At 41.5% G+C, this 19,037-nt stretch carries 15 protein-coding genes; 1 reads left to right on the top strand and 14 read right to left on the bottom strand.

What is annotated here, in order from left to right; genetic code table 11:
- Positions 1–2 precede the first annotated feature (2 nt).
- Entirely contained in the window at positions 3–1,595 is a 1,593-nt protein-coding gene (locus Q0371_RS14420) for a glycosyl hydrolase family 18 protein (RefSeq protein WP_298472231.1), read from the bottom strand.
- The gene (locus Q0371_RS14415) at positions 1,592–3,901 is read right to left on the bottom strand and encodes a glycosyltransferase family 2 protein (RefSeq protein WP_298472230.1); all 2,310 of its coding nucleotides are present in this window, start codon (positions 3,899–3,901) and stop codon (positions 1,592–1,594) included. Before Q0371_RS14415 ends, Q0371_RS14420 begins: the two co-directional genes overlap by 4 nt.
- Before the next feature lie 212 nt (positions 3,902–4,113).
- Here Q0371_RS14415 and Q0371_RS14410 point away from each other — a divergent pair, with 212 nt between their 5' ends.
- Positions 4,114–4,524, top strand: coding sequence for a site-specific integrase (locus Q0371_RS14410; RefSeq protein WP_298472228.1), 411 nt, complete (start codon positions 4,114–4,116; stop codon positions 4,522–4,524).
- An 82-nt stretch (positions 4,525–4,606) separates the two neighbouring features.
- Here the strand turns inward: Q0371_RS14410 and glnA are convergent, their stop codons facing one another.
- The 12 genes from glnA to cotE form a co-directional block, all read right to left on the bottom strand.
- On the bottom strand, positions 4,607–5,941 hold the full coding sequence (glnA, locus tag Q0371_RS14405) for a type I glutamate--ammonia ligase (protein ID WP_169361154.1): 1,335 nt from the start codon (positions 5,939–5,941) through the stop codon (positions 4,607–4,609).
- Between the two features lie 43 nt (positions 5,942–5,984).
- Positions 5,985–6,368, bottom strand: a complete 384-nt coding sequence (locus Q0371_RS14400) for a MerR family transcriptional regulator (RefSeq protein WP_169361155.1) — start codon at positions 6,366–6,368, stop codon at positions 5,985–5,987.
- 137 nt (positions 6,369–6,505) lie between these two features.
- Positions 6,506–7,756 (bottom strand): methionine gamma-lyase family protein, encoded by a 1,251-nt coding sequence (locus tag Q0371_RS14395; RefSeq protein WP_298472226.1) that lies wholly within the window; start codon positions 7,754–7,756, stop codon positions 6,506–6,508.
- A gap of 132 nt (positions 7,757–7,888) precedes the next feature.
- On the bottom strand, positions 7,889–8,188 hold the full coding sequence (locus Q0371_RS14390; RefSeq protein WP_169361157.1) for a rhodanese-like domain-containing protein: 300 nt from the start codon (positions 8,186–8,188) through the stop codon (positions 7,889–7,891).
- A 76-nt stretch (positions 8,189–8,264) separates the two neighbouring features.
- On the bottom strand, positions 8,265–8,486 hold the full coding sequence (hfq, locus tag Q0371_RS14385) for an RNA chaperone Hfq (protein WP_144541813.1): 222 nt from the start codon (positions 8,484–8,486) through the stop codon (positions 8,265–8,267).
- Positions 8,487–8,545: 59 nt separating this feature from the next.
- On the bottom strand, positions 8,546–9,466 hold the full coding sequence (gene miaA, locus Q0371_RS14380; protein WP_298472222.1) for a tRNA (adenosine(37)-N6)-dimethylallyltransferase MiaA: 921 nt from the start codon (positions 9,464–9,466) through the stop codon (positions 8,546–8,548).
- Positions 9,459–10,379: an alpha/beta hydrolase gene (locus tag Q0371_RS14375; protein WP_298472220.1), complete on the bottom strand. Its 921-nt coding sequence runs from the start codon at positions 10,377–10,379 to the stop codon at positions 9,459–9,461. The genes miaA and Q0371_RS14375 overlap by 8 nt, the downstream gene beginning before the upstream one ends.
- On the bottom strand, positions 10,376–12,028 hold the full coding sequence (locus tag Q0371_RS14370; protein WP_298472219.1) for a glycerol-3-phosphate dehydrogenase/oxidase: 1,653 nt from the start codon (positions 12,026–12,028) through the stop codon (positions 10,376–10,378). The genes Q0371_RS14375 and Q0371_RS14370 overlap by 4 nt, the downstream gene beginning before the upstream one ends.
- Complete coding sequence (gene glpK, locus Q0371_RS14365; RefSeq protein ID WP_298472218.1) at positions 12,025–13,539, bottom strand: glycerol kinase GlpK; 1,515 nt, start codon at positions 13,537–13,539, stop codon at positions 12,025–12,027. Before glpK ends, Q0371_RS14370 begins: the two co-directional genes overlap by 4 nt.
- A 10-nt stretch (positions 13,540–13,549) precedes the next feature.
- Positions 13,550–15,379: a DNA mismatch repair endonuclease MutL gene (gene mutL, locus Q0371_RS14360; protein ID WP_169361162.1), complete on the bottom strand. Its 1,830-nt coding sequence runs from the start codon at positions 15,377–15,379 to the stop codon at positions 13,550–13,552.
- A gap of 22 nt (positions 15,380–15,401) precedes the next feature.
- Positions 15,402–17,990, bottom strand: coding sequence for a DNA mismatch repair protein MutS (gene mutS, locus Q0371_RS14355; protein ID WP_298472216.1), 2,589 nt, complete (start codon positions 17,988–17,990; stop codon positions 15,402–15,404).
- 242 nt (positions 17,991–18,232) lie between these two features.
- Positions 18,233–18,790 (bottom strand): outer spore coat protein CotE, encoded by a 558-nt coding sequence (gene cotE, locus Q0371_RS14350; protein ID WP_251557107.1) that lies wholly within the window; start codon positions 18,788–18,790, stop codon positions 18,233–18,235.
- Positions 18,791–19,037: the final 247 nt, after the last annotated feature.

Genomic DNA, 19,037 nt, shown 5'->3' with positions numbered 1-19,037 from the left:
TGCTATTCCTTTCCCTCCAGTTTTGATAATACAGCGTTTATCTGTGCCTGTGTGAGTGGCGCCCATGCTGAGCTATCAGAATCGGATAACGCTGATGCGGGGCTTTCCCCCTGACTCATCCATTTGGCCTGATAGGGCACTTCTTCGAAGATTACCCGCTGACCGGCTTCATATTTAGCCGTTTCTATCCAGGAAGGATAGGCATCTTTCGGTAATGTAGGCTGTGGAATTGGTTTTTCACCAGGCATAACGGGACCTATGAGATTCCATGGCGTTTCCCATGACTGAAGAACCGGATTGTCAGGAACATCACCCTTTGTCCACCACTTAGCCTCGTAGACGTTATGGTGCCGAACGACTTTGTCACCTTCAAGGTACATGACCGTTGGTGACCATATCTGGTAGGGACTTGTTTCCGGGTTATCAGGTTCCTGTTCACTGGCTGACACTTGATCGGACGTTGTTATGAGACCAGCACTCGTAACAATATCCCCCTTAAAATTCATACCTAGCAAATCAGAAAAGCCGAACTGCGTTTGTTCCACGCCACTACAGGCGTCTGAAACTATACCGACGTCAACATAATTACTTCCGCACATAATATCTCGATTAACCGACCACATGGACATTCGGCCAACACCACGGGAATGAGCAAATTCGTTTAGGGCTTGAGCGTCATTCAAGGTAAAGACTTCGTTTCTAAAATCGTTTTGGCCGATCATCGGCGTTGCACCAATCTTTGACCATAAGGTTTTATCACTTAAGTGGATACCTACCCGTTTGTAAAGTATCTTCAATTGTCGTTGAGTCTGTATTAAAGCGTTTTCTGAAGCAGTCAGCATCGTTTGATCAGACGATAGACTTGAACCGTAATCCATCGTCATCACGTTTACTCCCGCTAAATCTACGCCATTCTCAAGCAGTTGTTCAACAGCATTCGTGCCATCCTGACTCAATCCTTGGGGTGAGACAGGTAGTGTCACCCATACCGCCAGTTGCTTGCCAACTGCCCGTCTTTCTGACTGTAGTTTAGCAATTACCTCAGCACGACGGTTGCCAGCAGCAGTATCTGTAAGTCCAGAATTTTCAAGATCCAAGTCTATTGTAGTCAAATTATATCTGTCAATAACTGATTGATATGCGGATAAGAGTTCATCCGTGGATGTACACCCTACTGCCAGTTCATTGTTTTTTACACCGCCGAAGGAAACGGCTACACTCCCCCCTTGTTGATGTAAGCGAGCAATGCGCCGATCTAAATCGAGAGTTTCGCTAGCTTGATTCAATGTGTAAACCCCGCCCCAGGAGGGTGCACAAGGATTTGTCGGATCAGAAACAATGAATGCCAAAACAGCGTCCTTATGTTCGGTGGACCCTAGATTCTGAAACATAAACATTGGGGTAGCAGTTACGTCTACATATGGTGCAAACCATTGATTCTGCGCTGCAGCCCGAGAGACCCACAAATTCCCTATCTTGCCAGTTGCACCGAGGAAACCACCGGTGAAAAGCCCAGCAATAATCATACATAGAATTGTCAAACGAAATAGTGATAATCTCCGTTCCTCTACTTGAATCTTCGTGACTCTGGTCATGAGTGCACCACTTCTTTTTCTTCTACGTGTGGTGTTAATGTAGTCAATGTACTCTGATTGGAGGCATTATTAGACAGTCGCATCCCGGCATCGCCGTGATAAAGAATTGCTTGCCAGTCAAGACTTTGTGCATGCTCCTTCTCCTGATTTTTCTGTTTTTTCTTTACCGGAACGTATAACCAATTTTTGATGCCGAGCCATACGTCAACAACTGAATTTTTGATACCAATAAATTCCACTACAGCCCATGTGGCTGTAATTACATTGAATGCTGCGAAAGCAGCATTTCCCCAGTTTTCCAGCATGATGCCACGCCACAAAATAACCAGTGAGATTCCAATAATGAGATGTGGTGAAATAACATACAACATTGGAGATACTGTACGGTCCTTTATTTTAGGTGTGCGAGCAAAGGGGATTTTTTGGGCACTAAGAGCCTGCTGTATTGATGTAAGCACACCAGCTAAATTCACCGGTAAGAGTATCAAGTTGAAACCATAAATCCTGAAGACATCGCTCCGTTTATAATTGCAATATTTTAAATCGCTGGACATCGCTAAGAAGTATGGCAACGCCGCAAAAATTACTAATGGACTTAGGAGACGCCCATCTATGGGGTAAGCTAACATAAATAATAGCCCAAAGCTCGCCCAAGAAATGGAAGCCAGATAATTCACACGAATTAATATTTCGGTTTTAGACATCGTGTTTCCTTGTTTTTTACGATTTCGAACCAATGACCATAGCTTCGGCAAAATGATAAGACCCCCATTTGCCCATCTACGTCTTTGTACAATAAGTGAACCAAAATCAGGCGGAGTTGCACTGTAACTTAGACGTTCAGGATAGTTGATAAGCGTCCAATCATGTTTGGCTAGATCGACACTAGATTCCGTATCTTCGATAACAGTGCGGTCCTGAATATACCTTCGTATTTCAAAGTTACCCACCCATTCCGTCTCACTGATTTGTTCCAATGCAGACTTCCGTATAATAGCATTGGCTCCGACCCAGAATGTTGCGTTATAGTAAGTCATACCTTGGTGTAGAATATGTTGGATGTCAGTTGTAGCTCCAGCAATCCGCTCAATGCGGGTAGCGGCTCCACGAAATGAAGAATACGGTGTCTGAACCACCGCAACACGTACATTATCCGGTTGCTGTAAGAAATAGACCAAGCGTAAACAATAACCCGGACGCAGTATGGAATCTGCATCTAATGTAAGTACAAATTCGCTATCCGGAAATGTAATATTCCTGCCGTTCTGAATTTCGGTCGCGGGCACCAGTATAGGACCATCCGGTGTTTCTACCTGATCAAACGTGCGACCCATAAGTCCGATATAAGAATTAAGATTCATGGCTTTATTGGGCTCGTGAGATAATGAAGCGAATTTTTTCCGTTCGAAAATATCCAGTTCCGTATTAAATATCCAGGTCAAACGTTTATAGAGTTGACTGATCCTGTTAACGGGAATACTTACCTTTTCATTGTAGGAAGCAAGCAAAGCTTTATAAACCAAGCGCAACTCACTTGATAAACCGCCCACCACTTCATCTGCAAAAAATTCCCCAACATGGTCACCAATCTCTTCCTTATTGACCAACTGATCTAACCAATCCGCCGCCCAGGCATAGTGTTCAGCCAGTTCCTTCGTAATCTCTGGTCTGATATGCGATGACGACTCCAGCTCGCTTAGGTATTCTGTAAGTTTAGACTCAAATAGCTGACGGGGGGCAGCAAATAAATCATTGATTTCCTTAACCAACTGCCGAGTGGCGTTGAGTCGATCTGAAGCCGCTGGATCTTTCGGGTACGGGGCGTCATCCAAAAGGAGAACAATTCGGATATGGGGATACTCCTGTAGAGCAGCAGATAACAGGGTCTTTCGAACAACTTCCGGCTCTTCATCGTAAGACGGTATCAATACAGTAACCTTCGGCTGATTCTTCTCCAAGTACCTATCAATATCAGCACGAGGTATACGTACATGTTTACTAAAACGCTGCAAGGCACCCTGTCGTGCTATGAGATACATTAGAGCTGAAAAAGTTAGAAGTGTGACAATTAACAGATATCCGAGTGACTCCATCACGAACTGATATGTAATCGGACCCTTGAAATACTCCTTTATAATTGTCGATATTACATAAGCAATCCAGAATCCAATAGTCATTATTATTGCTAAGCCGCCATATGCCATTTTCCTAGTAGACGGCTTGTCATGAAAAATCGACAGGGGCGTTGAGTGACGCTCCGTACCCCACTGCCGTTTCAGCTTCCTAGTGCTTTGAGAACGTAACATATTTTAAGTCTGGCCTCCTCATTATTATTTCTACACCAAGCACGACGGCTATTGGATGGCTTGTTTGTATATAATATGGGTAGAATTCAAATTATATTCCAGATTTCGGGAAACCTCTCTGCTGAAATTGAAGTAAAGCTTCTAATTCAAATATTTATTGCCGAAGATGAACTGATCGGTGAAACAAAGATACGCAAAATGAGAAACAATGAATGGCCGATACAACAATCAATACTTTAAAGACTCATCTTATCATTCAAAATCAAAACAAACTTATATTGAAAGATGTATTTCGACATGATCTCAACTTAATACTCTGTAGAAAAGACGGAGAACCTATGCCAAAGTCTTCTCTATTTGATGCCTTCGAACGAATCCTCAAAAGGGCAGAAGTAAAGTCTTTGCCTATACATTCCTTACGGCATACTTATGTAGTTTTATTAATGGAAGCTGAAACTGATATTAAATATATTCAAAAACAACTAGGGCATGGTAGTAACCAAATAACTGCTGATGTATATACTCATGTATCAAACAAAATAAAAAAGAAAAACACCGAACAAGTCAACTTACGACTGAACGATGTTTTCAAATTATATTTTTTTACCTATTTTATGGGGTGAAAATAGGGTGAAAATAATTTTTACCAATAATTCTACTAAAACCACCCCATAAATCTAGTCAACAATCCTCGCTAAATTAAGCTTAGTACATCTTCAAGTACTGCTCACGTTCCCAAGGATGTACAGTCGTACGGAACATATCCCATTCGATTTCTTTTGCTTCTACGAAGTTAGCATAGATGTGTTCACCTAGTGCTCCGCGAATGATTTCGTTTTTGCCTAGCTCTTGAACTGCAGCATGTAATGATGGTGGTAAGTTATGGATACCATTTTCAATGCGCTCTTCTTCTGACATAACATAAATGTTACGGTCTACTGCTGGTGGTGGTGTTAATTTGTTTTTAATACCATCTAATCCCGCTTGAAGAATAACTGCCATAGCCAGGTATGGGTTTGCTGCTGGATCTACAGAACGAACCTCGATTCGTGTGCTTAAACCTCTTGAAGAAGGAATTCGAATTAAAGGACTACGGTTTTGACCTGACCATGCAACGTAACAAGGTGCTTCGTAGCCTGGTACAAGACGTTTGTACGAGTTAACAGTTGGGTTAGTGATTGCAGTGAAGCTTTGTACATGCTTCAATACACCAGCCATAAATTGCATTGCTGTTTCACTCATTTGCATATCTGCAGATTCATCGAAAAATGCATTTTCTTTCCCTTTGAATAATGAAACGTTAAAGTGCATTCCTGAGCCGTTCACACCGAACAATGGTTTTGGCATGAATGTTGCATGTAGACCATGCTTACGAGCAATTGTTTTAACTACAAGCTTGAACGTTTGGATGTTGTCACAAGCAGTTACAGCGTCTGCATATTTGAAGTCGATTTCATGTTGCCCTGGAGCTACCTCATGATGAGATGCTTCAATTTCAAAGCCCATTTCTTCTAATTCAAGTACGATATCACGTCGACAGTTTTCCCCAAGATCCATTGGAGCTAAATCGAAATAACCGCCATGGTCATTTAAGTCAAGTGTCGGCTCGCCTTGAGCATCTAATTTAAACAGGAAGAATTCTGGCTCTGGCCCTAAGTTAAAGCTAGTAAACCCTAACTCTTTCATTTCTTTTAATATACGTTTTAAGTTACTACGTGGATCTCCAGCGAATGGAGTACCGTCTGCTTTATTTACGTCACAGATAAGACGAGCTACTTTCCCTTTACCTGTAATCCAAGGGAACACTACCCATGAATCTAAATCTGGAACTAAAAACATATCTGATTCTTCTATACGAACAAATCCTTCAATTGAGGATCCGTCAAACATCATTTTATTGTCAAGAGCTTTATCGAGCTGACTCACTGGAATTTCCACGTTTTTAATCGTACCTAGTATGTCTGTAAATTGAAGACGAATAAAATTCACCTCATTCTCTTGAACGAACTTTTTGATGTCTTCTTTAGTATACTTACTCATTTTTCCACTCTCCTAAATATTTGATATTTTTGTTGAAGCTTACTTAACGAAAAAAGCGGGATAAGTCCCCTTGTCTTAAAGAAGCACGTTGCTGACTTTGTGCCAGTCGCATCTCTTCCTTTACAATGGCGCGTAACTCTTGATCAGAAATTACTTGTCGAACATCCTTAGAGGTTGCAGGATTTTTCTTCATTTCAAAAATTTGTTTAATACCGGCTATGTTCACACCCGATTTCAGAAGGTCTTTAATCTCTAACAAGACATCGATATCATCCAGTGAGAACATGCGTTGCTTACCTTCCGTCCGTGCAGGCTGAACTAATTCTTGCTCTTCATAATAGCGAATTTGTCTAGCGGTTAAACCAGTTAGCTGCATGACAATATTCATCGATAGCAGTGGCATGGAACGTCTCCATTCCTTTTCCATCGCTGCACCTCCTATGTAGGTTATAAACATAGTATATGTGATGTTAGCTAACATGTCAACACCATGTCAGCAAAACTTACATAAAATTTTCAAAAAAATTAAACCACTCTCTATATTTAGAAAGTGGTATTTTTTTGTTATTTATTCAAGGACTGAACTGCTCCTAAAATCGCATATTTGACATGTTCGTATGTTAACCCACCTTGTATAAACGCCGTAAATGGAGGTCTGATCGGACCATCTGCAGTCAGCTCCATGCTTGAGCCTTGCACAAATGTACCCGCAGCCATAATAACATCGTCCTCGTAGCCAGGCATATAGGCCGGCTCTGGGGCAAATTGGGCATTAATGGGTGAATGCATTTGGATTGCCTTGCAGAATTGAATCATTTGCTCAGGTGTCTGAAAGGAGACGGATTGTATTAAATCCGTACGTTTTTGAGTGTAATGTGGCTCCGTTGACATACCTACTTCCTCCAATACTGCGGAAGTAAAGATTGCGCCTTTAACTGCCTGTGAGACAACATGGGGAGCTAGGAAGAATCCCTGATACATATCTAATAATGTGTTCAGTGAAGCACCCGCCTCTGAACCTATACCCGGAGAAGTCATTCTGTAAGCGCATTTTGTAACAAAATCTTTTTTTCCTGCAATGTACCCACCAGTTTTAGCAATCCCACCACCAGGATTTTTAATCAGAGAACCTGCCATTAAATCTACTCCGACATTAGTTGGCTCTAAGGATTCCACGAATTCTCCATAGCAATTATCTACAAAAATAATGACGTCCTGCTTAATCGATCTAATTTTTTCTACCATTTCCTTGATTTGCGACACTGTGAAAGAAGGACGAACAGCATAGCCCTTTGAACGTTGGATGGCGACCACCTTGGTTTTGTCATGTATTGCATTTTTAACTGCTTCCCAATCCACCGCTCCTTCCTCTAGCAAGTCAACGTGCTGATAACTGATACCAAAATCAGCTAAAGAGCCCGTATCCTCTTCTCCGCCACTGACAATCGACTGTAAAGTATCATACGGTTTGCCGGTTATGTATAACAGCTCATCATTTGGTCTAAGAACACCAAATAAACTGATTGAGATTGCATGAGTCCCGCTAATGATTTGCGGTCTTACTAGAGCTGCCTCTGCTCCGAAGGTTGTTGCATATACTCGTTCTAACGTATCCCGACCTTCATCGTCGTAGCCATAGCCAGTCGAAGGATTAAAATGATGATCACTCACATGATGTGTTTTGAAGGCATGAAGGACTTTTTGTTGATTGTGAAACGCGATACGTTCTACTTCTTTGTGATAATCTGCAATCTTGGCTTCTGCCGAAGTTGCCAGAGCCAATACTTTTTCTGATAAGGTAGTTGTAAATTCCATGATGCATCTCCTAATTCTATTCATTGTACTTTGTATTTTGTTTGATGAATTATACTTTTAAACTCGTTTTTTTGATAAAAGAGAAAAGACTAATTTCAATAAATGAAATTAGCCCCTTATTGCATTAAATATTTAGAATTGCACTTCCCCGTCCCAGGCCATCATTCCACCTGTTACATTCGTTACATCGTAACCATTCTCTTCAAGGACTTCACAAGCCATCGCACTGCGGCCACCAGCTTTGCAAATTATGTAATGAGGAACGGACGGGTCGATTTGATCCAAGCTCGTTTCCACTTGACCTAAAGCAATATGCTTAGCTCCAGGAATAATTCCTGCATCTACTTCCTCTTGTTCGCGCACATCAATAATGTTGACTTGTTCGCCCGCATCTATTTTTTTTAGAAGTTCATCTGTCGTAATAGTTTTCATAAATAACCTCTCCACTTCATTTAAAGATTCTATCAAATAATAATTGGAGCAAGTGGAACTGTCAATGAATTAGATTTTACTCTTCTGATAGCTTTACAGGCTTAGATGGAGCAAATGTAGAAATCGCATGTTTATAAATGAGCTGTTGCTTCCCATCAGATTCGAACAATACAGTGAAATTATCATAGGATTTCACTGTCCCCTTTAGTTGAAAGCCATTTAACAGAAAGACTGTTACAAAGATTTCGTTTTTTCTTAACTGATTTAAATAGTTGTCTTGAATATTCATTGGTTTCATCCCAATACCCCCGTTTGCAATTTCGCTTAAAAACGTATCACTTTAACTATTCGCTTAAATTATTGATTTTCCTGCAAGAACCTACTAATTTCTTCTAAAATACTTTCACGGTCTTTAACTGGATCGAACCATTGTATATCCATTTTGTTACGGAAATAGGTTAATTGTCGCTTAGCATACCTTCTAGAATTTTGTTTTAGTGTGTCCACGGCATCCTCAAGGGTCGATTTCCCATCCAAATAGTCATAGATTTCCTTATACCCTATGGCTTGAATGGATTGAACATCTCTTATTCCTCTATCATATAGACCTTTTACTTCTTGTAACAGTCCTTGTTCTATCATCAGATCTACTCGCTTGTTAATACGCTGATACAGTATCTCACGATCAATTGTCAGACCAATGATATAGTGTGGGAAAACCTTTTCCTTGCCTTGATTTTGCTCAATCTCGTCTCTTTGCTTTCCAGTTAGCTCTTGCCTCTCGATTGCTCGGATGACTCTTTGCACATTGTTCGGGTGAATGTCCTTCGCAGCCACTGGATCTACATCCTGCAGCATCGAATATAATACCTCAGAGGACATACCTTCCAGCTCCTTCACCCTTGAGCTGTCTTGCTTTGGCTGCTCTGAAAAGCGGAAATCGTATAAAACCGACTGAACATAAAGCCCAGTCCCCCCCACAATAATAGGCACTTTTCCTCTAGAGGCAATATCCTTTATCTTTTCTCGTACGAGCCTTTGATACTCCGCCACAGAGAAGCCCTCGGTCGGATCTTTGATATCTAACAGATGGTGTGGAACATTTTCCATTTCATCTTTTGTTATTTTCGCTGTTCCAATGTTAAGTTCTCGGTAGACCTGCATAGAGTCCCCATTAATGATCTCCCCGTCACAAAACTTTGCTAGCTCTATACTTAATGCCGTCTTACCAACTGCAGTTGGTCCTACAATCGCAATAACTGCTGGATTACTATTCATCCTTCATCATCCACTTATATATAAATTCCATTGTTTGCTCTTTCCCTAATTCCTTTAAAAGTTCATGCCTTGCATCTTCTATCAATTGCACGGTTATATTTTTCATACCTACTTTTTTCATACCTTCCGCTACTTTAAATACATCCTTGCCGTCTTTTCCGACAGGATCCTTTGCTCCACTTATCATTAGTACTGGTAGACCCTTACGAACTTTCATGATCTCTGATTCTTTATGAATAGCTCTCATGCCACCAAACATATCGACATATAGCTGGTTAGATGGGATAAAACCACATAGAGGATCCTCTATATACTTCCTTACTTCCTCCCCGTCTCTAGTTAACCAATCGAAAGGAGTTTCCGGATGAGCAACTTTCTTGTTGAATCCGCCAAATGCTAGCGAGTTAAGCAAAGGACTTTCCGACTGTGGTGTTTTAATCTTAGAAGCTGCTTTACCAATTAGTTTTCCAATGTTGCCTAATACGCCAGGATCATACGCTGTACCACTAAGGATGACTTTAGATAGAGAATCACTATATTTTTGCATATACCGACGAGCAACGAACGAGCCCATACTATGTCCGAATAAAATAAGAGGGATATTCGTTAATCCTTCTCGAACAGTTAGCAGTACTTCTCGTACATCTTCCGTAATTCTTTCAAAGCCAGCACGGTCTGCAAAATAGCCTAACTGACCATTCTTTACTGCAGTCTTTCCATGCCCGCGATGATCATGACCACTTACGATAAAACCCTTATCAACCAGAAAATCGACAAACTCATCGTAACGCTCAATATGCTCAGCCAATCCATGCATAAGGTGAACATGGCCAATTGGTGTATCAGTTGGTATACATCTCATCACATAAATGAGGTGCCCGTCTGACATCTTTGCTTCTAGAATTTGCTTCACTCCACAACACTACCTTTCGAAAACATAGCATCTATTAAAGCTTCTTCTAATTGTTGCGAAAAACTTTCGGTCTCTTCCTCTGAATACTGAAGCAATTGCTTCATCACATTCAGCACTTCATCTTTATACAATTTGTATTGGTCAATACGGAAATAAAGCATACCCGTTCTTCTTACCAAGAAGTCTACAGGGGAGTACGTCATTTCTTCATGCACTGCATAGTAAATCTGCGCTAGCAAACCTAATGGCAAATTGGATGGAACAGTAGAGAGGATATGAGCGTATTGGAACACTTTATCGACATTAGAGCCGTAGAGCTTAGCCAACCTTCTTCCCTCTTCTTGCGTCAACCCGTAGGAAGGAGCGATTTGCTCTTTTAATGCAACAAACCCTTCGAATTGTTCGGAGCCACCAATTTCACCACCAGACAAATTCAAATGCTTCGTTACACAAGGGCCATACTTTTCATCCCCAAGTTGTTTGGATATCTTATCGACGATTGTTTCTGCCATTTTACGATAGCCAGTCAGCTTACCGCCTGCTATTGTTAATAGCCCCGCCTCCGATTGCCAAATTTCATCTTTCCGTGAAATCTCCGAAGGATCCTTACCATCCTCATAGATTAAAGGACGAACACCTGCCCATGTAGATTCAATATGCTCAATTCCTACTTGGACACCAGGGAACATATAATGGATGGCATCTAATAGATATTCAACGTCCTGTAAAGTCGCTACTGGATTTTGAATTTTTCCTTCAAAAAAGGTGTCGGTTGTACCAACATATGTTTTGCCGTCTCTAGGTATTGCAAATACCATTCGTTTATCAGGTGTATCAAAATAGATGGCCTGGTGCAATGGGAAAATAGATTGGTCGATTACTACGTGGATACCTTTAGTTAGTCGCAACTTCTTTTTATTTTCGATTGCGTCTAGCGCTCTTACGCCGTCTACCCAAGGCCCAGTTGCATTCACTACTTTTTTAGCATGGATCGCGATTCTCTTGTTTGTGACCATGTCTACTATTTCAGCACCAACTACTTTATTATCATCACTATAAAGGAAAGATCTTGCCTTAGCATAGTTTAAGCATACGGCTCCTTTTTCAATCGCTTTTTTTACAACCTCAATTGTTAGTCGCGCATCGTCCGTTACATACTCAACGTAGTAGCCACCACCAAGAAGGTCCTTACTTTTTACCAAAGGCTCTTTTTCTAGTGTTTCCTTAGCAGAGAGCATTAGACGACGCTCTTCTTTTTTTACACCAGCTAAATAATCATACAGCTTTAATCCAGCGGATGTGCTTACAGGACCAAACGTTCCTTGCTTATGGAATGGAAGTAGCATTCCAGTAGGTTTAGAGACATGAACTGCATTTTCGTATACAATTTCTCTTTCTTTCCCTACTTCAGCTACCATTTTAATTTCCATTTGCTTAAGGTAACGCAAACCACCATGGATTAGCTTGGTCGATCTGCTTGATGTACCAGCTGCAAAGTCCTGCATTTCCACTAAGGCTACGGACATACCTCTTGTAACTGCATCAAGCGCTATGCCCGCTCCTGTAATACCGCCTCCGATAACTAAAACATCGAATTCGTAAAAGTTTAATGTATTAAGTATTTGTTCACGTTCTACTGAAGATTTCACTTATTCCACTCCTCGTCCTGAAATTTAAATAATCTCGTTGCTTCAACGGCCAATTTCCAGCCTTTATATAATCGGTTTCTTCTTTCTTCCTCCATTTGAGGTTCATATAAGCGCTGGCTTTCCCTTAGATCGGAAAGCTCCTGCTCATCCTTCCAGAACCCTGTCGCCAAGCCGGCAAGGAAGGCGGCTCCTAGTGCGGTTGTCTCGTTAAGTTTTGCAAGCTCTACGGGTAAGTGTAACAAATCACTTTGAAATTGCATGAGGAATTCATTACTTACTGCACCACCATCTACGCGTAACACTTCCACAGAGACACCAGAATCACTAATCATCGTATCTAAAACGTCTTTCGATTGGTAGGCAAGAGACTCAAGTGTTGCACGGATAAAGTGTTCCTTGGTCGTGCCTCGGGTCAGACCAAATATAGAGCCTCTTGCATCAGAATCCCAATAAGGGGTTCCTAATCCTACAAAGGCAGGGACGACATATACCCCTTCTGTCGAATCCACCCGCTTCGCATAGCTTTCAGATTCACTCGCACGCTTTAGCATACGAAGCCCATCACGAAGCCATTGTATAGCAGAACCAGCGACAAAAACGCTTCCCTCTAATGCGTAGGTCACCTTCCCATTTATGCCCCATGCGATTGTCGTCAATAAACCGTTCTCAGAGGTTACCGCTTCCTCTCCGGTATTCAATAGCATGAAGCAACCAGTACCATACGTATTTTTAGCCATTCCCTTGTCAAAACAGCATTGTCCGAACAAGGCAGCCTGCTGATCACCTGCAGCGCCTGCTATATCAATCTCCTTACCGAAGAATACAGAAGGATCAGTTTTCGTATAAACCTCAGAGGAGGAAGCAACCGTAGGGAGCATGCCCATTGGAATATTTAGCTTTTCACAAATTTCCTGATCCCACTTTTGTTCGAATATATTATAGAGCATTGTCCGGGAGGCATTAGAATAATCTGTGACATGAGCCTTTCCATCTGAAAGCTTCCAGATTAGCCATGTATCAATGGTTCCAAACAGTAGCTCGCCAGCCTCTGCCTGTTCTCTTGCCCCCTCGACATTATCTAATATCCATTTAACTTTGGTTGCAGAAAAATAGGGATCTAGCTTTAAGCCCGTTTTTTCCTGGAAGAAGGATTCCAGATTCTCTTTCTTCAGCTCATCAATAATAGATTGTGTCTGCCTCGATTGCCAGACAATTGCATTATAGATTGGTTTTCCCGTGCGCTTGTTCCATACCACCGTTGTTTCGCGTTGATTAGTAATCCCAATGGCATGGACGTCTCCGGGTTGACTGCCGCTTTCTGTTAAAACTGCCGCCAATACCGATAGTACGGTTCCCCAGATTTCCTTCGCATCATGCTCCACCCAGCCAGACTTTGGAAAGTGCTGCTTGAATTCCTTTTGCGCAGAGTGAACGATATTCCCTTTTTTATCGAATAGAATAGCTCTTGAACTAGTAGTACCTTGATCGATGGATAAAATATATTTTCCCATATAACCCCTCCTACATTACTCGTTTGAACATCTTTTCAATTTCATACGTAGAAAAATGGACAATGACCGGTCTGCCATGCGGACACGTCAAAGGATGCTTCGCATTTTTAAGACTGACTAGCAGCTGCTCCATGTCATGCAACGTTAAATAATGGTTTGCTTTAATCGAAAGCTTACAGCTCATCATAATTGCTGCTTCTTCCCGGAGCTTTTTAATATCTGTTTTGCGATTCGTCAATACTTGCTCGATTAGTCCCTCAATAATCTTAGTTTCATGTCCTTTTGGAAACCATACGGGATGGTCTCTCACAACAAAGCTAGAGGAACCAAATTCCTCCAAGAATATCCCTACTTTGTGCAGCTCATCGATGGATTCTTTAATACGATAGGCCTCATCCAAAGAATAATGGAAGGTGAGTGGCAGTAAAAGTGCTTGACGCTCTGTTACATCCACGTCCCCTACCTTTTCCTTGTAATACTCATACTTCACTCGTTCCTGTGCTGCGTGCTGGTCAATCAAATAAAATCCATCTTCACTTTGAGCAACAATATATGTACCATGGATTTGGCCGACCACATGCAAATCGGGAAACGGGTCTCTTAGTTCGAGTTCAGTTTCAGAATAAGGTTCCTCATTAGTAGGAAAGCTCTCTTCCATGACTGTCGTGTTGTCATCCCATTTAGTCGACTCTATTTCAGGTTGTTGATCAGCACTTCGAGTAGGTGTGACAGACATACCTTCCTGCTCCGTTACCTCCTGCTTTACTGGCTCATATGTTTGTTTAAAAAAATCAAACTGGAAACTTGGCTGAGGTTTTGGCTTTACAGGCTTCTCTTTAATCTCTAGTGGTTGTTGAGAACGATGCATCACCTTACGGATGGTTTGTTTCACCAGCTCCATCAGTTCCTTTTCCTTACTCAAACGAATCTGATGCTTCGCTGGATGTACGTTAACATCAGTCAGCATTGGGTCTGTTTCAATGTTTAAAACGACAATTGGAAAGCGCCCTATCGGTAGTAGCGTATGATATGCCTCTACAATGGCATTATTTAATCCGTAATGCTTGACCCAGCGCCCGTTAACCAAAATCGTCATATAGTTTTTAGACGCTCTTGTAATCTCGGGCAGTGTTCCATAGCCTGAGATTTTAAAATCCGACGATTCTGCTTCGAATTTTATCATTTTCTTGGCATTGGACACGCCATATATGGAAGCAAGCACTTGTCTTAAGTCTCCACGGCCGCTCGTTTGTATGATTGTCTGATTGTTATGAGATAGCTTAAATGCTATTTCAGGAAAGCTAAGCGCTAAGCGATTGATCAAATCAATTGTATGTCCTAGCTCTGTTTGAATCGTTTTTAAATACTTTAGTCGAGCTGGTGTGTTGAAAAATAACTGTTTTACTACAATGTCCGTCCCTCTTCGGATTGGGGCAGGAGTACAGGAGATAACTTTTCCTCCTTCTAGCATAACCTTAGTCCCTACATTTTCTCCATCTGATGTCCAAAGATCGATTTTAGAAACAGAAGCTATACTGGCTAAGGCCTCTCCACGGAACCCTAAGGAGCGTATGCGGAACAGATCGTGCTCCGTCATTATTTTGGAAGTGGCATGTCTGGAGAAGGAACGTAAAGCATCCTCCTCGTCCATTCCCTTACCATTGTCTGTCACCTGAATTTTAGCTAATCCTGCCTCCTCTAGCATAATTTCTATGGAGGTGCTTTCTGCATCAATGGCATTCTCTACTAACTCCTTCACTACGGAGGCTGGCCTTTCAACGACTTCCCCTGCCGCTATTTTGTTAGATAAGAGCTCTTCCATTACGACGATTTTCCCCATTGTTGCTCACCACCTATATTTTTTAATCTAGCTCATTTTGTAGCTCGTATAATAATTGAAGGGCCTCTAAAGGTGTTGTACCCGAAATGTTGACCTTTTTAAGCTTTTTCATAATAATTCTTGCTGTTTCATTTTCTTCTTCATTAGTCTCTTCCGCTTTTACAATGGCTACGGGAGCTTCAGAAGAGGCCGCCTCATCAAAAAATGACAGCTGAGTATTTGCCCCGTTTCTCTCATTTGACTCTTTTCTCTCCTGCTGTTCAAACGACTTCAGGATATCTCGAGCTCTTGAGATAATCTCTTCTGGTAGCTGCGCAAGCTCTGCGACATGTATTCCGTAGCTTTTATCGGCTGGACCTTCTTTTAGCTTGTGTAGGAACACTACCTTACCATCTTGTTCAGTAGCAGCCACATGGACGTTTCGTAGCATCGATAACGTTTGCTCTAGTTCTGTCAGCTCATGATAATGAGTGGAGAACAACGTGTTTGCTCCAATATGGTCGTGTATATATTCCATCATGGCCTGGGCTAAGCTCATACCATCGTAAGTAGAAGTCCCACGTCCGATTTCATCAAACAATAGTAAGCTTTTGCTTGTTGCATTGACTATGGCATGCTGAGATTCCATCATCTCAATCATGAAGGTACTTTGTCCCCCTGCCAGGTCATCGGCTGCTCCTATTCGAGTGAATATTTTATCGACGATTGGCAGCTCAGCAGATTTAGCAGGCACGTAGCAGCCAATTTGAGCCATTATGACAGTAATGGCTACCTGTCTCATAAAGGTACTCTTACCTGACATATTCGGTCCAGTAATAAGTAGCATATTTTCCTTTTCAGTCAGTACACAATCATTTGGGACATACAGCTGATTGTTCATCATCTTCTCCACAACCGGATGTCTTCCCTCTTTAATAATCATCGCATTCGAGTCATGGAACATCGGTCTTGTCAGACGATGCTTTTCAGCGACCTCTGCAAACGAAATGAACACATCTAGCTCACTAATTTGCTTCGCTAGCTTTTGCACTAGTGGGATGTATTGTTTAATTTCTTCTCGCAGCTCAGAGAAAAGCTCATACTCTAAAACTAGGCTTTCATCCTCAGCTGAAAGGATAAGGGATTCCTTCTCCTTGAGCTCATCAGTTATATACCTTTCAGCATTTGCTAGAGTCTGTTTTCGGACATATCTTGATTCATCTGCCAAGTGAATGTTCGACTTCGTTAACTCAATATAATATCCGAATACTCGGTTATAGCCTATTTTTAAATTTTTAGCCCCAGTGATCTCTCGTTCTCTTCTCTCGAGCTCTGCAATCCATTTTTTCCCGTTAACAGAAGCATCTCGAAGCTTATCTAAGCGGTCATTGTAACCATTTTTTATAACTCCGCCATCTTTAACAGAAATTGGTGGCTGCTCGCTAATCGCATCCTCTAGCTTTCTCCAAATGTCCTGGCAATCTTCAATCGCTTCTCCTAATACTTGTAGCGTTTCGTCTTGTGTCTCCAATAAAAGCTGCTTGATCTGTGGAATTTTAGAAAGAGACTGTCTAAGTTGGGCAAGGTCGCGTCCTCCAGCACTTCCAAAGCCGATTCTTCCAACCAGTCGTTCTAAATCATAGACCTCTTTGAAAAGCTCTTTTATGTCCTCTCTTAACATGAAATCATCTAGGAAGCTGGTAACTATATTGAGCCTAGATTCAATCGCACTTTTATTGGCAAGTGGCTGATGAATCCATTGCTTTAGCTTTCTACCGCCCATAGCAGTAACCGTTTCATCTAAAAGCCATAACAACGTTCCTTTTTGATCTCCGCTTCGTATCGAGGAAACAAGCTCTAAATTACGTTTAGAATGGTAATCCATTGCAAGGAATGATTCTCTTTCCTGAAAGTTAAACGGTTGAATATGAAGCAATGATCGTTTTTGTGTTTTCTGTATGTATTTTAACAAGCGCTTGACTGTACGATAGGTCTCTGCTGGATGATTTACCACATACTTCGCAGCTTCATCATCCGACAATTCCTCTTGCTCAATGGATAACGTGAAATCGTGAATAGAGGATAAGTCATTTATCACTAAGTATAATTGTTCGCTTACGATTAACTCCTTTGCCTGTAGCGCCAAGAGCTGCTGAACGACTTCCTTCTCGTCTCCTTTTATAATAGTAGTAAACCCGTCACCTGTGGACACATCCAAATAGGAAAAGACAACCTCCTCCGTGGACAATAAATCTGCTGAGGCAATAAAATAATTCGTTTTATTTTGTAATGCCTTTCCCTCCATCAGAGTACCTGGAGTTACCAGTTGAACAACCTCACGTTTAACCACACCTTTAGCAACCTTCGGATCCTCCACCTGCTCGCATATCGCTACCTTATACCCTTTCGAAATTAGGGTCTCTATATAGCTCTGTGCAGCATGATGTGGCACTCCACACATTGGAATGCCATCCTTTCTGCTTGTTAAAGTAATTTCCAAGATGGATGCCGCCTTAATCGCATCATCATGGAATAGCTCGTAAAAGTCACCGAGACGGAAAAACAAAAAAGCATCTATGTAGTCTTCTTTAATCTTTAAATATTGTTGCATCATTGGAGTAATTGTAGTCATTGTTTCCCTCTTCTCATTGTTACTCCCCCTATTATAACAAATTAAATAATCACCGCAGACATAATACGACTTGTTTTTAGATGTTTCTTGTGGGAAAAACTAGCTTTAGAGGAGACCTATTGCAATCATTAGAAGGGACTAGTTAGAAGAGCTACATGACCATGCCAGTGCATGCAATTTATGGTATCTCAAAAAAAAAATTCATACTTTAAAGCAAAAAAAAGCCGGCCAGCGCCGGCTTATTAAAGTGAAGATGAATCGTGGAAATCGTCTGAAGAGCTGGATGAGCTGGATGAACTAGATGAGCTGGAAGAGCTAGATGAACTCTCATCCTCGTAAGACCATTCTTCCTCGAAGTCCTCATCATAAACTTGAATACAAACAGTTGTTTCTCCGACTACCTCTGCAAGTAACTCTCTCTCTACCGTAACTTGGAATTCACAGCCTTTTACAATAATTGCTTCTGTGCAATTTGGCTGCTGAATGACACGTACATGAACTTCCTCACCAGTTGCATCTTTGTCTCTATAGCTTAGTTTAATGCGATCCTTGTAATTCACCGTCTCCGTAAATACAGATGTTTTAGAGTGATCGTGGTGGGCATACCACACGTTGATATCGAATTTCCCAGATACTTCTACAAATTTCCCGTGTTTTTTAGATTGGTACGTATGATTGATAACCCAGCACCCTAAAATGCTAGAAGGTGTGTTTGGTGGTCGAAGCGTCTCACAAGATTCCGTTCTCTTTTTACCCTTAGCAACTACTGCTTTCGTCACGATATGTCGCAAATATTTCATGTTCTTCCTCCTTGTAATCAAGTCATAACATCATATGCACCGTTTGCCCAATCGGTTCATCCGTTTGAAGATGTTGTGTAGATTAAAGGAGAAAGAATTTCATTTCTCGTTAGAATTCGACAAGGAGGTGAGGAGATAACTCATCCCTAATTAAATCAATTCAACTACTTCTTAGCGGTTGTTCTCCGTTACGACGGTCGCTTTCCTGGGGTCACGGCTCGAGCCTGTAGTCTCGCCCTCCTGCTGT

Origin of the sequence: uncultured Psychrobacillus sp. (genome assembly GCF_938022135.1) — a bacterium.
In the GTDB taxonomy this organism is placed as follows: Bacteria; Bacillota; Bacilli; order Bacillales_A; family Planococcaceae; genus Psychrobacillus.
The sequence above is the reverse complement of the archived record's forward strand: the minus strand, read 5'-3'. Positions and strand labels throughout refer to the sequence as shown.

Bases quoted from the DNA above. Each gene is read 5' to 3' on its own strand.
- Q0371_RS14400 (WP_169361155.1), bottom strand. From the start codon at position 6,368: ATGGAAAAGGAATGGAGACGTTCCATGCCACTGCTATCGATGAATATT.
- Q0371_RS14410 (WP_298472228.1), top strand. From the start codon at position 4,114: ATGGCCGATACAACAATCAATACTTTAAAGACTCATCTTATCATTCAA.
- glpK (WP_298472218.1), bottom strand. From the start codon at position 13,539: ATGGGAAAATATATTTTATCCATCGATCAAGGTACTACTAGTTCAAGA.
- miaA (WP_298472222.1), bottom strand. From the start codon at position 9,466: ATGAATAGTAATCCAGCAGTTATTGCGATTGTAGGACCAACTGCAGTT.
- Q0371_RS14390 (WP_169361157.1), bottom strand. From the start codon at position 8,188: ATGAAAACTATTACGACAGATGAACTTCTAAAAAAAATAGATGCGGGC.
- Q0371_RS14415 (WP_298472230.1), bottom strand. From the start codon at position 3,901: ATGTTACGTTCTCAAAGCACTAGGAAGCTGAAACGGCAGTGGGGTACG.
- mutS (WP_298472216.1), bottom strand. From the start codon at position 17,990: ATGACTACAATTACTCCAATGATGCAACAATATTTAAAGATTAAAGAA.
- Q0371_RS14395 (WP_298472226.1), bottom strand. From the start codon at position 7,756: ATGGAATTTACAACTACCTTATCAGAAAAAGTATTGGCTCTGGCAACT.
- mutL (WP_169361162.1), bottom strand. From the start codon at position 15,379: ATGGGGAAAATCGTCGTAATGGAAGAGCTCTTATCTAACAAAATAGCG.
- hfq (WP_144541813.1), bottom strand. From the start codon at position 8,486: ATGAAACCAATGAATATTCAAGACAACTATTTAAATCAGTTAAGAAAA.
- cotE (WP_251557107.1), bottom strand. From the start codon at position 18,790: ATGAAATATTTGCGACATATCGTGACGAAAGCAGTAGTTGCTAAGGGT.
- glnA (WP_169361154.1), bottom strand. From the start codon at position 5,941: ATGAGTAAGTATACTAAAGAAGACATCAAAAAGTTCGTTCAAGAGAAT.
- Q0371_RS14420 (WP_298472231.1), bottom strand. From the start codon at position 1,595: ATGACCAGAGTCACGAAGATTCAAGTAGAGGAACGGAGATTATCACTA.